The 15,204-nt window shown below is 59.1% G+C and carries 13 protein-coding genes; 5 read left to right on the top strand and 8 right to left on the bottom strand.

Annotation, left to right across the window (positions count from 1 at the left end):
• Nucleotides 1–483 precede the first annotated feature (483 nt).
• The 3 genes from ABD806_RS08430 to ABD806_RS08440 all read left to right on the top strand — a co-directional run bounded on the left by ABD806_RS08430 (nucleotide 484) and on the right by ABD806_RS08440 (nucleotide 2,192).
• Nucleotides 484–1,149, top strand: a complete 666-nt coding sequence (locus ABD806_RS08430; protein ID WP_344956848.1) for a TIGR02117 family protein — start codon at nucleotides 484–486, stop codon at nucleotides 1,147–1,149.
• Between the two features lie 33 nt (nucleotides 1,150–1,182).
• Entirely contained in the window at nucleotides 1,183–1,593 is a 411-nt protein-coding gene (locus ABD806_RS08435; protein ID WP_344956850.1) for an SRPBCC family protein, read from the top strand.
• Between the two features lie 110 nt (nucleotides 1,594–1,703).
• Nucleotides 1,704–2,192 (top strand): CAP domain-containing protein, encoded by a 489-nt coding sequence (locus ABD806_RS08440; RefSeq protein WP_344956852.1) that lies wholly within the window; start codon nucleotides 1,704–1,706, stop codon nucleotides 2,190–2,192.
• Between the two features lie 135 nt (nucleotides 2,193–2,327).
• Here ABD806_RS08440 and etfB read toward each other — a convergent pair whose 3' ends face one another.
• The 6 genes from etfB to ABD806_RS08470 all read right to left on the bottom strand — a co-directional run bounded on the left by etfB (nucleotide 2,328) and on the right by ABD806_RS08470 (nucleotide 10,089).
• Nucleotides 2,328–3,104 carry an electron transfer flavoprotein subunit beta gene (gene etfB, locus ABD806_RS08445; protein ID WP_344956853.1) on the bottom strand — a complete coding sequence of 259 codons (777 nt, stop codon included), beginning with the start codon at nucleotides 3,102–3,104 and terminating at the stop codon, nucleotides 2,328–2,330.
• Nucleotides 3,094–4,320 carry an electron transfer flavoprotein subunit alpha gene (etfA, locus tag ABD806_RS08450; protein ID WP_344956854.1) on the bottom strand — a complete coding sequence of 409 codons (1,227 nt, stop codon included), beginning with the start codon at nucleotides 4,318–4,320 and terminating at the stop codon, nucleotides 3,094–3,096. Before etfA ends, etfB begins: the two co-directional genes overlap by 11 nt.
• A complete protein-coding gene (locus ABD806_RS08455) occupies nucleotides 4,313–6,250 on the bottom strand; it encodes a (Fe-S)-binding protein (RefSeq protein WP_344956856.1) in 1,938 nt (645 codons plus the stop codon). Before ABD806_RS08455 ends, etfA begins: the two co-directional genes overlap by 8 nt.
• A gap of 45 nt (nucleotides 6,251–6,295) precedes the next feature.
• Nucleotides 6,296–8,356 (bottom strand): dimethylglycine demethylation protein DgcA, encoded by a 2,061-nt coding sequence (gene dgcA, locus ABD806_RS08460; RefSeq protein WP_344956858.1) that lies wholly within the window; start codon nucleotides 8,354–8,356, stop codon nucleotides 6,296–6,298.
• Between the two features lie 190 nt (nucleotides 8,357–8,546).
• Nucleotides 8,547–9,077: a DUF5943 domain-containing protein gene (locus ABD806_RS08465; protein WP_344956860.1), complete on the bottom strand. Its 531-nt coding sequence runs from the start codon at nucleotides 9,075–9,077 to the stop codon at nucleotides 8,547–8,549.
• A gap of 31 nt (nucleotides 9,078–9,108) precedes the next feature.
• Complete coding sequence (locus tag ABD806_RS08470; RefSeq protein ID WP_344956862.1) at nucleotides 9,109–10,089, bottom strand: dipeptidase; 981 nt, start codon at nucleotides 10,087–10,089, stop codon at nucleotides 9,109–9,111.
• Nucleotides 10,090–10,345: 256 nt separating this feature from the next.
• Here ABD806_RS08470 and ABD806_RS08475 point away from each other — a divergent pair, with 256 nt between their 5' ends.
• Nucleotides 10,346–10,627 (top strand): hypothetical protein, encoded by a 282-nt coding sequence (locus ABD806_RS08475; RefSeq protein ID WP_344956864.1) that lies wholly within the window; start codon nucleotides 10,346–10,348, stop codon nucleotides 10,625–10,627.
• Nucleotides 10,628–10,960: 333 nt separating this feature from the next.
• On the opposite strand, the gene ABD806_RS08480 is transcribed toward ABD806_RS08475, so the two are convergent.
• A complete protein-coding gene (locus ABD806_RS08480; RefSeq protein ID WP_344956866.1) occupies nucleotides 10,961–11,332 on the bottom strand; it encodes a tautomerase family protein in 372 nt (123 codons plus the stop codon).
• Nucleotides 11,333–12,615: 1,283 nt separating this feature from the next.
• Between ABD806_RS08480 and ABD806_RS08485 the strand changes: the two genes are divergently transcribed.
• Nucleotides 12,616–13,728 carry an alcohol dehydrogenase family protein gene (locus ABD806_RS08485; RefSeq protein ID WP_344956868.1) on the top strand — a complete coding sequence of 371 codons (1,113 nt, stop codon included), beginning with the start codon at nucleotides 12,616–12,618 and terminating at the stop codon, nucleotides 13,726–13,728.
• Between the two features lie 263 nt (nucleotides 13,729–13,991).
• On the opposite strand, the gene gbdR is transcribed toward ABD806_RS08485, so the two are convergent.
• Nucleotides 13,992–15,044, bottom strand: a complete 1,053-nt coding sequence (gene gbdR, locus ABD806_RS08490; RefSeq protein WP_344956870.1) for a choline metabolism transcriptional regulator GbdR — start codon at nucleotides 15,042–15,044, stop codon at nucleotides 13,992–13,994.
• Nucleotides 15,045–15,204 lie beyond the last annotated feature (160 nt).

The raw sequence follows: 15,204 nt of genomic DNA on the forward strand, positions 1-15,204 counted from the left end.
AAGCGGCACCTGGGGTACAACCTGCAACGCCAAGGCGGTAGCGTGCGGCTTGTTCTGAGTCCGAACCACCCGGCACCTTAAATAACTGATACAAATACCGCTACATTTCGAGACAGAAGTCAGGATTCGATAAGCAGCCCCTCCGCGCCAGGGATGGTGCGGCGGAGCCCCCAAGGATGGGTTTACGGCGAGTCTGCGTTCGAGCCTGATTTCTGTAGCACAATTAGGAACAGTTATTTAAATAACCGCTCCTGGTACTGATGTATCCAGGGCGGAGACAAGATGCTGGTAAGCGGATCTTCTGCGCCAGGGTCGAAAAGTACTCCCGCATTTTCGACATTTCCGCCACCTCTGGCGGTCGGATAGCACAACTTAGCTCCCATGGATGGCTTTACGCCGAGTCTGCCGTCCTGCATATGGCCTGCGATCTACTCATCGGAGCAACGATTGAATTCCTTGAGGCATAGCCTTCCGCTTATTGCTATGAAACCTGTTTTACCATTGATTACCGTCGCGCTGATCTCCGCATGCTCAGCAAAACCAGATGTTGTTAGCCACACTCCCGCTTTCACCGGAGAAGGCGATAACGCCCTGTACATTGTCAGTCATGGTTGGCACACGGGGTTTGTTGTTCCCGCCAGGGAAATACAAATGCGACTACCTGCCCTAAGGGAAAGATTTGGTGGTACACCCTATATTGAATTTGGTTGGGGAGAGAAAGCCTTTTACCAGGCACAGGAAATCACATCCGGATTAACATTACGAGCAGCTTTTTGGCCAACCCCATCTGTTGTACACGCGGTGGCAGTCCCGCATGATGTTGATGCCTATTTTTCCAGTAGCGACATTGAGACGTTATGCCTGACCGATAATGAACTCTCCTCCCTCATCGAATTTATAGCGGGGAGTCTTGAAAAAAATGAATATGGGAAGGTCTTGCCGTTGGAAAAGGGGATCTACGGTAACAGTCAGTTTTACCAGGCTACCGGTGACTACTACTTAATGAATGCGTGCAATCAATGGACAGCGAAAGGGCTAAAAAGTATAGGAATGGATATTTATCCTATGTTCAAGTTAACGGCGGGTAGCGTAATAAACTACCTTCGCAATTATCGACATGCCACAAGCCAAAGCTGCGCCGGTGTTTGAGGCGTTAGTCGCCACCCACAAAGGAGCCACTCCATGAAGATCACCGTAGAAGCCACTGTCGCGGCCCCCGTTGAAGATGTCTGGCGCGCCTGGACTACGCCAGCCGATATCAAGCGGTGGAATGCCGCCTCCGATGATTGGCACACCACGAGCGCCACGGTGGATTTACGCATTGGAGGTACCTTTTCATCCCGCATGGAAGCCAAAGACGGCAGCATCGGCTTCGACTTCGCCGGAACCTATACGAGGATAGTGGAACATGAGTTGATTGAATATTCCCTCGGTGACGGTCGTGTCGTGCTGGTGGAGTTTGCCGCCGGGGGCAATGGTGTAACGGTACGCGAAACATTTGACGATGAGCCAACGCATTCTGTGGAGCAACAGCGCCAGGGATGGCAGGCCATCCTGAGCAATTTTGCCAGGCACGTCGAAGCTGGCCGGTAGACGGCATGGGCAACGGCAACGAACAAAGCGATAGGAACCTGTGTGGCGCCGGCCGCGCCGCGCCACACACGCCTCGACCCGGGCGTGAGACCTCAAAGGAGAAACCAGAAATGCGCCATCCCCTAGCCAAAATAGCGGTAACCGCGGGCATTCTCGCCTCTGTGGTGTCCTGTGCCGGCGGCACCAGCAGCGTTCCGGGAACAAACATACTCGATCTAATCAATCAACGGCGGGCCGCAGCGGGTTGCGCCGCGGTCACGGGGTCAAATACCCTGCGTGTTGCCGCAGACCGCCATGCCGTGGATATGCGCGACAATGGCGCCCACCTCCAGGCTGGCACGGATGGCCACACGGGGTCTGACGGCAGCAGGCCGGAGCAACGGATCATCGCCGCCGGTTTTACCCCCCTCTCCGGTCATGGCGAGATCCTTTATTGGAGCGAGTCTCCGTCCAGCGAGGCGGAAACCGTTAACTGGTGGATGAACAGCCCGACGCACAAAGCCATCATGCTTGACTGTCAGTACACCCACGCCGGCGTAGGGCTGCTCTATCCCAACGGCACCAAGTGGTACACGGTGGTGGACTTCGGCAGGCACTGAGGTAACCCATGGCAATGGAATAGTTCAATGCTTCCGGACAGGCCTCAATAACAAAATAAGGTGAACCATCAATCATTACCCATAAAAACGCCGGCATTCGCCGGCGTTGTTCATTGCCTTCCCCAAGGCGAACCTTTACTTGCGCAATACCCCTTCTTCGACCAGCAGCTCAAAGATCGCCTTGGCGGCGGCCTGGGGATCATCGCGGATGATTTGGCCCTTGCCGCCCTGGGCCTTGGCGGTGGCCTGCTTGAAGCGGTCGGCGGCGGTCTTGGCGGTGGCCACCTTGAGTCGCTTGGGCCTGGGTTTGGCCGCCGACAGGGTCCATTCGGTGCGTGCCTGATCGACCTCGGTGGCCTGGGTCAGCCGCGCTATGTTGCCGCGCCTGGCCCTGGCAAAGGCGATCTGCCGGGGTTCGGCGGCGGCACTCTCGACACTGGCGACGAACGGCAGTTTGACCTTGATGCGCCGGCGCTGGCCTCTGGGCAGGGCCTGCAGCAGCGAGGCCTCGTCGTGCTCGATACTCTCGATGGCGGCGATACCGGTGACCAGCGGCCAGCCCATGCGTTCGGCCAGCAGGTAAGGCAACAGGCCGGAGCCTTCGCCACACTCGGCACGAACCCCGGTCAGCAAAATATCCGGCTGCTGCTCGGTCAGGTAGGGGTAGAGCACCGTCAGGGCATCATCGTCCGCACTCTGGTTGAGCACGGTCAGGCCGTCGATGCCCATGCCCAGGTAATCGCGCAGGGCGGCCTGCTCGGGATCACCGGCATGAATGGCGCTGACCTTGCCACTCAAAGATAAGGCCAGCTCCAGGGCGCAGGCATCCTGATGGGCGCGGCGGGCGCGCCCGGATACCGGATGCTGCCCCTGGGAGACCAGCACGGCAATGTTCAGGGTATCAGGCTGCATCACTCACCTCCTGGGTGGATTTGGCCTCGGCCAGCGCCATCAGCGCGGCCAGGATGTCGCGGCTGTCGCCGATGGTGGTCAGGCTGGCCCGTTTGACCATGTCACAGTCGGCATCCTGGTTGATGGCGACCACCTTTTCACACTTGCCAATACCCTGCAGATGCTGCACGGCGCCGGAAATCCCCACCGCAATATAGACGCGGGCACTGACCCAGGTACCGGTTGCCCCCACCTGGCGGCTGCGCGGCATAAAGCCGTCGTCCACCGCCACCCGGCTGGCCCCTTCCGAGGCCCCGAGCAGGGCCGCAGCCTGGTGGAACTGATCCCAGTCGTGTACCCCGTTACCGGCCGACAGAATAAACTCGGCCTCGGCCAGGGGGATTTCGGCGGGATCCACCGCAATCTGCCCCAGATCGGCAATCCGGGAACGGGCCGGCGCGGTCAGCGTCAGCTCCAGCGGGCTGGCTTCGTAACGATACTCGCCGCAGGGCAGCGCGCATTCTTCCAGCAACAGCATGATGCGAGACCAGGGCCGGCTGATATCCTGGTTGCCGGCACCGTTTCTGGCGATCAGCTGGTCGGCTTCCATTCTCCATACACCGGTGGCCGGGCGCTCGCCCAGGGTCACACCCAGGCGGCGGCCCAGCTCGGCGGACTCGCCGCTGTCGGGCAGCAGCCAGTACAGCGGACTCAGCTGGGCATCCACCTGGCCGCACAGCTGACCCCAGGCCTCGGGCTGATAGCCTTCATAGTCCGGCCCCTGCACCTGCAGCAGCCGATCGACACCGGCGCCTTCCAGGCTTTCCTTCAACTCGCCACAGAGCACACCCAGCACGGCGGTCGGCTCCGTGCGGGCCACCGCCAGCTGCTGGGCCTGGCCCAGCACATCCTTGCAGTGGCTGGTCAGGCGGCCGCCGCTGGTTTGCAGCCAGACCGCGATATACGCCTGGGGCTCCAGCACCTGGTGCAGTGGCAACACCACCTGCTCGCTGCGTTTCTTCGAAGACAGCTGGGTCACCCCGGCGGCCCCGCCCATGTTGAGGCGATCCAGCCGGCGCAGGCCGCTGGGACCATACTGCCACTGGGGTCTGGGGTTCTTGCGCAGCAGCCCGGTCGGACCACGGGTCTCCTGGCCATTCAGCTCAGCATGCCGGGGATGCAGCCGGTTGCGCAGTATCCACTCCAGGCGTGGATCACGACGAGTCAGATCAGACATGGGCAACCTCCTTTTCTGGCTGTTGCTCCCGTACCACCAGGGCATCGAGCAACAGTTCGGCAATATCCTTCACCTCGGGCCGCGGCTCCACCACCCCTTCCATCATATGGGTACACTGGGGGCAGGCCACCGCCATCACCTCGGCGTTCACCGCCCTGGCGTCGTCCATGCGCATGTCGGCAATGCGGCGTTCGCCCGGAATATCGGTGACCGGCGCACCACCGCCGCCGCCGCAACAACGGGAGCGGAAGCCGCTGCGTTCCATCTCGGTGCGCTCGAAACCGAGCTGGTCGAGCAGGTAACGGGGCGCGTCATACACACCGTTGTACCGCCCCAGGTAGCAGGGATCATGGTAGGTCAGGCGCGCGTTGCCGTTGCCATTGAATGCCAACAGCCCCTGCTGGTGCAGCTCCGCCAGCAGCTCGCTGTGGTGCAGCACCCGGTAATCCCCGCCCAGCTCCGCATATTCGGTGCCCAGGCACTGCAGGGCATGGGGATCGGCGGTGACGATACGGTTGAACCGGTACTTGCTTAAGGTCTTGATATTGGTCTTCGCCAGACGCTGGAAGGTGGCTTCGTCGCCCAGACGGCGGGCCAGATCACCCGAGTCCAGCTCCTCGTCGCCGAGGAAGGCAAAGTTCACATTGGCGGCCTTGAGCAGCTTGACCAGGGCACGCAGGGTGCGCTGGTTGCGCATGTCGAAGGCGCCGTCGCCGACCCAGAACAGGATATCGGTCTCCTGGGTCTGCTTGAGCAGGGGGATCGCCAGATCCGCCGCCCAGTGGCTGCGGCTGGCCGGCGACAGGCCGCCCGGGTTGTCGGTGGCGATCAGGTTTTCCAGCACCTCCTGGCCCTTGCCCGGGGTTTCGCCCCGCTCCAGGGTCAGGTAACGGCGCATGTCCACCACCGCGTCCACGTGCTCGATCATCATGGGGCACTCTTCCACGCAGGCCCGACAGGTGGTGCAGGACCACAGGGTCTGGCTGTCGAGGATGCTTTCCACCAGCGGCTTGTCGGGGCAGCCGGTGCGGGCGGCCTGCTCCTGGCCCGGATGGGCGCTGCCACGATAAATCACTTCTTCCTGGGCGGCCATGGAGATAACCATGTCCTGGATCAGCTTCTTCGGGTTGAGCGGCTGGCCGGCGGCAAAGGCCGGGCACTTGCTTTCACAACGGCCACACTGCACGCAGGCGTCAAAGCCCAGCAGCTGGTTCCATTTAAAATCGGTGACCTTCTCCACGCCCAGCTTGTCGGCATTCAGATCCAGCGCCTTCAGGCCGGTGTCACGACCACCGCCGAAGCGGGCCGGACGACGGTGAAAGGCCAGGTGCAGGGCGCCGGCAAAGGCGTGCTTCATGGGGCCGCCCCAGGTCATGCCGAACAGCATCTCGCCCAGACCCCAGACACAGACGCCGAGCAGCAACAGGGCCAGCAGGGCGCTGCCGGTGCCTTCGGGCAATATGCCCGCAGCCGGCAGGGTGGCCAGGAAAAAGCCGATGGAAAACGCCATCAGGCTCTTGGGCAGGCGCTGCCAGGGGCCTCTGGACAGGCGGGAGTTGGGCAGCTCACTGGCCGGTTTGGTGCGACGCTTCCATACAAAGAAGGCGCCCGCCGTCATCAGCAGGGAGGCCGCCAGCAGCGGCCAGGTCAGCCAGGCGGATTTCAGGCCGAAACCATGCACCAGCACCACCAGCACCAGCGCCAACACAAAGCCGCCACCGGTGGCCACATGGGTGTTGGACATGTACTTGTCACGGGCGACCACATGGTGCAGATCAACCAGATAACGCCTCGGCATGGCGGCCAGACCCTGCCAGAACGAGACCGGGCTTGACTGTCCCTGGCGCCACAGGCGTACCCGCCGCACCCCACCGGCAACGGCCAGGGCAAAGGCGAGCAATAACAGATAGGGGATCACAGGCTCAAACATAGGGGCTTACCTCATGGCGCCGGAGCAGGCTCCGGCGCCCTCAGATCAGAAGTCCTTGCACAGGCGCAGGGCGTCATAGATGGCGGCATGGGTGTTGCGCTGGGATACACAATCACCGATACGGTACAGGATGTACCCCTGGTCACCGAGAGACAGGCTCGGCTGAGGCTTGGCCGCATACAGGGCTTCGATATCGATCTGGCCCTTGTTGACGGAATCGGCCTTCAGCTCGTAGTAGAGCTTCTCGTCGGGGCGAATACCGTTTTCCACCACCACCTGATCCACCACCCGCTCTTCCTTCTGGCCGGTATACTCGTTTTCGAGTACCGCGATCATCTTGTCACCTTCCCGGTAGACCTGATGCAGCGCCATGTCGGAAGTCATGATGACTTCACGCTCATAGAGGCTACGATAGTAGGTCGGGAAGGTGGTACCGCCGATGGCCGCACCCGGCTTGATGTCGTCGGTGACCATCTCCACCAGGCTGCCCTTGGACGCCAGGTAGTCGGCCACCGACATGCCGCTGAATTCGCAGATGGTGTCGTACACCAGCACATTCTTGCCCGGCTCAACCTTGCCCGACAGGATATCCCAGCTGCTGACCACCATGCCGTCGTCGGCGCCCCAGTGTGGATTCTGCTGCACGAAGGGAGTGCCGCCCACGGCCAGGATGATCACATCCGGTTTTTCCGCCAGGATGGCGGCGGTGTCGGCCGCGGTGTTTAGGCGCAGATCTATCTTCAGGCGCGCCAGCTCCAGGGCATACCAGCGGGTGATACCGGCTATCTGGTCACGCTGGGGCGCTTTCGCCGCCAGGGTTACCTGTCCGCCCAGCTCCGGGGCCTTCTCGAACATCACCACCTCGTGGCCGCGCTCGGCACTGACCCGGGCCGCTTCCATGCCGGCGGGGCCGCCACCGACCACCACCACCTTACGCTTGGGACCGCTGGTGGGCTCGATAATATGAGGCATGGTCGACTCGCGCGAGGTGGCCGCGTTCTGGATGCAGAGCACGTCCAGCCCCTGATACTGACGGTCGATGCAGTAGTTGGCGCCCACACACTGGCGGATCTGGTCCACCTGGTTCAGCTTGATCTTGGTGATCAGGTGCGGATCGGCAATATGCGCCCGGGTCATGCCCACAAAGTCGACATAGCCGCCTTCGAGGATACGCTGGGCCTGGTTGGGATCCTTGATGTTCTGGGCATGGATCACCGGCACAGTCACCACTTCCTTGATACCCGCCGCCAGATGCAGGAAAGGCTCGGGCGGATAGCTCATGTTGGGGATCACGTTGGCCAGGGTGTTGTGGGTGTCACAGCCGGAACCGATCACGCCGAAGAAGTCCACCATGCCGGTGTCGTCGTAATACTTGGCGATCTGTTTCATGTCGTCATGGGTGAGGCCGTCCGGGTGGAACTCGTCACCACAGATACGCATACCCACCACAAAATCGGGGCCAACCTCGGCACGCACCGCCTTAAGCACTTCCAGGCCGAAGCGCATGCGATTTTCGAAGCTGCCGCCCCATTCGTCGGTACGCTTGTTGACCCGCGGGCTCCAGAACTGGTCGATCAGATGCTGGTGCACGGCCGACAGCTCGACCCCGTCCAGCCCGCCTTCCTTGGCGCGACGGGCGGCCTGGGCGTAATCGCCGATGATGCGCTGGATTTCTTCCGGCTCGATCACCTTGCAGGTGGCGCGGTGCACCGGCTCGCGGATGCCGCTCGGGCTGACCAGGGTGCTCCAGTTATGGCCGTCCCAGCGGGAGCGACGTCCCATGTGGGTGATCTGAATCATGATCTTGGCGCCGTGCTTGTGCATGGCATCGGCCAGGTTCTGGAAATGGGGAATGATGCGGTCGGTGCTCAGGTTGACGGAGCTCCACCAGGCCTGGGGGCTGTCGATGGAGACCACGCTGGAACCACCGCAGATGGCCAGGCCAAGGCCGCCCTTGGCCTTTTCTTCGTAATACTTGACGTAACGTTCTGTGGTCATGCCGCCGTCGGTGGCGTAAACCTCGGCATGCGCCGTGCTCACCACCCGGTTACGGATAGTGAGCTTGTTGATATTCATGGGTTGAAACAAGGCGTCGAACTGTCCCATCCTGGATCCCTCTGCTAACTTGCCTGGGGGCCGGCAACCGGCCCGCCGATATCTACTATTGTCGCGATGACTGCACAGCCGATGGAAGGTGATGGCTAAGCCGACCGTTGGCGCCAGGGATGGCGCCGCCGAGCTCCCAGGAGGGGGTCACGGCGTGTCGGCGTGCGGCACCTTCGACCGCCGGGCCACGTTAAAGCGGGCTGACCTCGAACAGGCCGTAATCACAGCCGGTCTGGGCGCCGCTCTGGGTCTGCCGTGCGACCGTGCGCACCGACAGCCCCTGGCTTTCGGCGATTTGGTCTACCGCACCGGCAAACCAGCCGGTGAACATGTAATCCACCATGCGATCCACCTTGCCGTACTGATAGACGAAGGCGGAATGATCCAGGCGCACCTTGGCGGTACCGGCGGCGATATCCAGGCTTTCGATGGTGAACAAACCCCAGCCACGCTGAGACAGCCGCTTCATGTAGTGTTCGAATACCGCATCACCGCTGATGCCGTGGCACTCGGCTTCTTTTTCACACCAGTGCCAGGCGGACTTGTAGCCGGCCTTATAGAGGATCTCGGCATAACGCTCCGGGCCCAGCTCCTCTTCGATCGCCATATGGTTGTTGACGAAGAAATGACGCGGCACATAGAGCATGGGCAGTGCGTCTGTGGTCCAGACGCCGGTTTCATTGCTGACTTCGATCGGCATTTCGGGTGCATGTACTGACATTGTGATTCTCCTTTAACTTCCTTGTTATGGCTTATTCGCCCCAGACATCTTTCAGCACACGCATCCAGTTGCCGCCCATTACCTTTTCCACCTGGCGCGGTGAGAAACCATGACGCAGCAGCGCCTCGGTCAGGTTGGGGAATTCACCGATGGTACGGATACCCTCGGGGTTGATGATCTCGCCGAAGCGGGTCAGACGACGGGCATAGCCCTTGTCGTGGGTCAGCCACTCGAAGAAGTTCTGGTCATGACCCTGGGTAAAGTCGGTGCCGATGCCAATGGCGTCTTCGCCGACCAGCTCCATCACATAGGCGATGGCCTCGACATAGTCGTCGATGGTGGAATTGATGCCGTTTTTCAGGAAGGGGGCGAACATGGTCACGCCGACAAAACCGCCGTGATCGGCGATAAAACGCAGCTCTTCATCGGACTTGTTGCGCGGGTGATCCTTCAGCCCGGCAGGCAGGCAGTGGGAGTAGCACACCGGCTTCTTGGACTCGAGGATCACTTCCTTGGAAGTCTGGGCGCCCACATGGGACAGGTCACACATGATGCCGACCCGGTTCATCTCGGCCACCACTTCACGGCCAAAGCCGGACAGGCCGCCATCACGCTCGTAACAGCCGGTACCCACCAGGTTCTGGGTGTTGTAGGCCATCTGTACTATGCCCACGCCCAGTTGCTTGAATATTTCCACGTAACCCAGCTGATCTTCGAAGGCATGGGCGTTCTGGAAACCGAGGATCACGCCGGTGCGGCCTTCTTCCTTGGCCTTCAGGATATCGGTGGTGGTGCGTACCGGACGGATCAGGTCGGCATGCTCCTGAAAATGGCGGTTGAAGGCGGCAATGTTGTTGACCGTGCCCTGAAACCCTTCCCATACCGATACGGTACAGTTAGCTGCGGTGAGGCCACCACGACGCATGTCTTCAAACAGCTCTCGCCCCCAGTTGGCGATGATCAGGCCGTCGATAACGACCGCCTGCTTGTGTAGTTCAGCTGCATTTTGCATAGCCAGACCTTCCTTGAATTAATGTGGCAGGTGGTACAGAGTCCACCGGATTCAGGGCCAGTCTAGCCCGCAGTCATCCCCGCCCGCTGGCTGAAAACGACGACCACATAGCCAAAAACGTCACTGCTGCCGTCGACCGCCGCGGTGGCCTGTCACACTTGTCACACCTTGTCACCAAACTCCACCGGCCCGGCATAAGCGAGCCACAAAGCTCCCTGAAAATGGCACCATTAACAAAATCCGTATCGAGGAAAACATGAAGACAAATATCAAGAGCCTGCTGCTGAGTGCCCTGGTGATGGCTGGCCCGCTGCATGCCGCAGACCATGACAAGCATCCGAAGCCGCAACATGAGCAGCGCCAGAAGATGGAAGACATGTCACCCGAGCAGTTCAGAAAGCACCTGGAGCACGGCTATGAGCGCACATCCGACAAGAAGGAACGCAAGCAGTTTCTGAAGCGACTGGAAGAGCGCAAGTCGAAGATGTCGGAAGCCCACCGCAAAGTGGCCGATCGCTTCCTGGCCAAACACAAATAAGTCGGCAACCCGGAAAGCAACAAGCCCCGCTATGCGGGGCTTGTTTATATATAAAGACAAGCGATTGCTGTAGTGGTCAACTAATTAAGGGCAGTAAATTAGGCCGTCAACTTGAGCAAAGAGGTTATAGAACAAGGTGTTTTATATCCAATTCGCAAATAAATACCATGCCAAAATTTACAATTGGATGATGCGGCTCATGATGTCACCACCAAGCATCTGGATAATTAACCGGCTTGGAGTAGACTCTTTAAAGTTTACACCAACCCTTAATACAAACAGCATATGATTAACTCAGACACACTGAACTAAAACATCGCTGATACTAATGTATCAAACAATCTCACCGCCGCTGAATACCTGCCCTTTTGGTATATCGCGATAATCGGCGAACACTTGAGTCAGTGGCAAACCGAGATACTCAGCTGCAGAATGTGCCGTACCGCTCAGGACAGCCGCTTTCTGTTCCGGAGTTCGCCCCTCCAAAGCTGAAATTGAAATCAGTACCGAGGCGCGCCCCACATCTGTGGCTCCCCAAACCCGGGCACCTTCAGCATAGGTACCGGGTTCTACCGGCTGAAACAGAGCCCAACACCAATCCTGGGGGATATCCAGGGCGTTTGCAGCCGCAGCAGTGCAGTTGGTCAATAGCCCGCTTATCTCATGCTCGATAGGGGTGAGCGCCTGAATTCGAATAGTTGGCACAGTAATACTCCTTTAAATGATCAAATGAACGTTCATCTTGGTCCTGGCTCAAACGCCAGGCTGATCTACGGGGCTTCCATTACCCTCATAACAGAGTCGAGATTTCGCACCAATGTCTATATTTATCTTTGGTAAAGATACATGCTCATTATCAGAAGCCAACAAAAAATTAACCGTTTTAAAACAAGCATGCAAGAAAACTTTTCAAAACAACATAAAACACCCTTTAACCCATTGAAAGCAATAACAATAATAAAGGTAAACTAAAAATTTAATATCGCTCTTCAAGGATCCTTCAAAGCCTAAAACATTGATTGATTTGTGATAATAATCACAACACACAACTGAAAAACAAAATGCAAATAATGGATAGAGCCAAGTGCAAATAATGGATAGAGCCAAGTATCTCTTATCAATATTTTCAAAAAACATAAAAGTTATAAAAACATTTTTAAGAGTGGACTGTCGGTGGTGCCTTTCTCTAAATCAGTAAAACTGTTCTTCTCATGCGTGAACAGGTCTTCAAACAGGAATTATTTATCAATTCAGAACCCGGATAGACTCAACCTAGCAAACTCAATGCCCTGTCTTGTAGGTTTCAAACATGCTTTCTCATTCAGGTTAAAACTGGAGCAACCAGCCCGGTTCTCACCTAGAGTGTGTTCCGTTACTGCGCATAAATGACGCTGAGGCTGTGCCGCTTCGTGGCAAAACGCGCACCACGCAGTCAAGCAGTTTCTGAAGGGGCTGGAGAAACGCAAGTCCAGGATGTCTGACGCTCACCGCAAGGTGGCGGAGCGCTTCCTGGCCAAACACAAATAACGCCGGCTCCCCGAAAACAAACCGCGAACGCCGCCGTCAGACTAAACTCTGACCGACAACAATCAGCAGATCCTGCATGGTCCTGTAGGCCCGAATTTATTCGGGTGGGCAGGTAGAGTCCGGCAACGCCGGATCCACCACCGGTCTCGTGTTGCCTGCCCCCTTTCGCGAACAAGGTCGCTCCTACGCAGACCGCAGACCCGGCATATCCCTGTGGGTCAGATTTTAACCTGGCAAATCGCTGTCAGAATAAATTCTGACCTATTTACAACCACCTGGCATCCCACATTCCATCATTTCTCCTGCGGGCCGGTTGATGGGGCACGTCGGGGTTGCGGCGATACCGTCATATGATTCATATATTTTGAACCATCAGTTAATAAATATTCGTTTGTATGAATCATGCCGTTTCAATAAGGTGAAAGGTAACTGGTTCCTCCACTGCATTGACGGAGCATGGCATGACCAATCACCCACTTCCCCGCACCATGGCCGGCGTCCTGCTGACCGGCCATGGCGGACTGGACAAACTGCAGTACCGGCAGGATCTGCCGGTGCCACAGCCTGGCGCCAACGAGGTGCTGATCCGCATCGGCGCGGCCGCGGTCAACAACACCGACATCAATACCCGCATTGGCTGGTACTCCAAGGCCGTCACCGGCGACACCAACCAAGGGGCGGCAAGCGGCTTTGATACCGTCAACGATGACGATGCCAGCTGGTCCGGCACCCCCCTCGCCTTCCCCCGGATCCAGGGCGCCGACTGCTGTGGCGAGATAGTGGCGGTGGGCGCTCATGTTGATGCCGGGCGTATCGGCGAGCGGGTACTGGTGCGGGTACTGCAGGCCCCCCTGACCGGAAATGGCGACTACCACTGCATTACCTATGGCTCCGAATGTGACGGCGGATTCGCCCAGTATGCGGTTGTCCGTGCCAGCGAAGCCTTTGCTGTCAACAGTGCACTCAGTGATGCGGAGTTGGCGTCCTTCCCCTGCGCCTACTCCACCGCCGAAAACATGCTTGAGCGCGCCGGACTAAAAACGGGTGAACGAGTGCTGATTACCGGCGCCTCCGGCGGAGTGGGCTCGGCCGCGGTACAGCTGGCCAAACGCCGCGGCGCCTATGTCATCGCCGTGTGCGGTGTCGACAAGTGTTCAGATATCAAGGAGCTGGGCGCCGATCTGGTCATTCCCCGCGGAGAAAGCCTGGTCGGCACGCTGGGGCGCGACAGTGTGCAGGTGGTGGTCGACCTGGTCGCCGGGCCGCAATGGCCACAACTGTGCGAGCTGTTATGCCGGGCCGGTCGCTATGCGGTGGCGGGCGCCATCGCCGGGCCTATAGTGGAACTGGATGTGCGCACCCTGTACCTCAAGGATCTGAGCTTTTTTGGTTGCACCTGGCAGCCTCGGCGGGTGTTCGAAAACCTTGTCGGTTATATCGAACGGGGCGAAATCCGCCCGCTGATCGCGAAAATCTACCCCCTCGGGCAGATAGTGGCGGCGCAGGAAGATTTTATGGCGAAAAAGTTTATCGGCAAGCTGGTGCTGGTGCCGCCCCAGGAGGAGGCGGATTAACCAGCAACCGTCGCCGTTATCCCCATGCCGCTCGGCGACCAGCCGAGCCGGGAAGCAACAAGCCCGTATAGCGGTAACACCATTCAGTTAAGCGGAAAGGGACGTCCTCCTCCACACGCCGACTCGCCGAGATCCCGTCCTTGGGGGCTCGACGGCGTCGTCCATGACGCCAACGGTCGGCTCAGTGGCGAAGGATGCCCCTTAAATGAACGGCGTTACCGCGTAGCGGGCTTGTCATATAAGGAGATGCGCAAGCCTGGCGGTTACAGGATCACCGAGGCGAAAGTGGGCTCCCCCCGCGCCGACTCCAGCTGAATGTTCATCACCAGTTCCGGCAGTATGGGCGCATCGGCCGGCGGCTTGGGTGCTGACCGGCCGCAGCGGTCGTCCCGCGGCGGCACGCCGAAATTCTCCCGGTAGCACTTGCTGAAATGGGGGGTGGACACAAAACCGCAGGCGGTGGCGATTTCGATAATGGAGAACGAGGTCTGGCGCAACAACTGCCGGGCCCGCTTCAGCCGGAGGTTAAGGTAATAGCGGGAGGGCGAGCATTTTACATGCCGCTGAAACAGCCGCTCGACCTGCCGCCGGGACAGGCCCACATAAAAGGCCAGCTCATCCAGGGTGATCGGTTCTTCGAGGTTGGCTTCCATCAGCGCCACCACCTCGGCCAGCTTGGGCTGGGCCGTACCCACCATATGGCGCAGCGGCACCCGCTGTTCTTCCTGTCCCTCGCGGATACGCTCGCACAGGAACATGTCGCAGATGGCGGTGCTCAATGCGCTGGAGTGCTCCTTTTCGATCAGATGCAGCATCATGTCCATCGGCACCGTGCCGCCGCTGCTGGTCAGCCGGTCCCGGTCGATGCAATAGAGGGCGCTGCTGGTTTCGAGATGGGGGAAGGACTCCTTGAAGGCGGCCATATACTCCCAGTGCAGGGTACAGCGGTAGCCGGTCAACACGCCCGCATCGGCCAGCAGGTAGCTACCGGTACAGACGGCTCCCAGCTTGACCCGGCGCTTGGCCAGCTGCTGCAGCCAGGCCCGCAGGTTGCGGCTGCGGGCATTGGCTACCCCCACGCCGCCGCAGAGGATCATCATGTCCAGATGGCCACAGTCCTGGATGCTGTGATCCGGGGTGACCATCACGTGGTCGCTGGCCCGCACCGGTTCCCCGGTTTCGGTAAGCATCACCCATTCATAGAGGGGCTGGCCAGACAACTGGTTGGCCATGCGCAGGGGCTCGATGGCGGAGGCCAGAGAGATCATGGTGAAATTATCCACCAGTAAAAAACCAACTCGGTTAGTCTGACTCATCACTGTTTCTCCTGGGCTCCGGCCCTACGACGGCTGTGATCCGGGCCTGATACGGCGTACTACCCGCTGTGGCTGCCCAATCCGGGCAAAACGCAACAAAGTAGAACAACACCAAACAATACAGCGACAAATCTATTACAAAAATTCCCCCTGCGAAAGG

Source organism: Zobellella aerophila (assembly GCF_039539325.1).
GTDB lineage: Bacteria > Pseudomonadota > Gammaproteobacteria > Enterobacterales > Aeromonadaceae > Oceanimonas > Oceanimonas aerophila.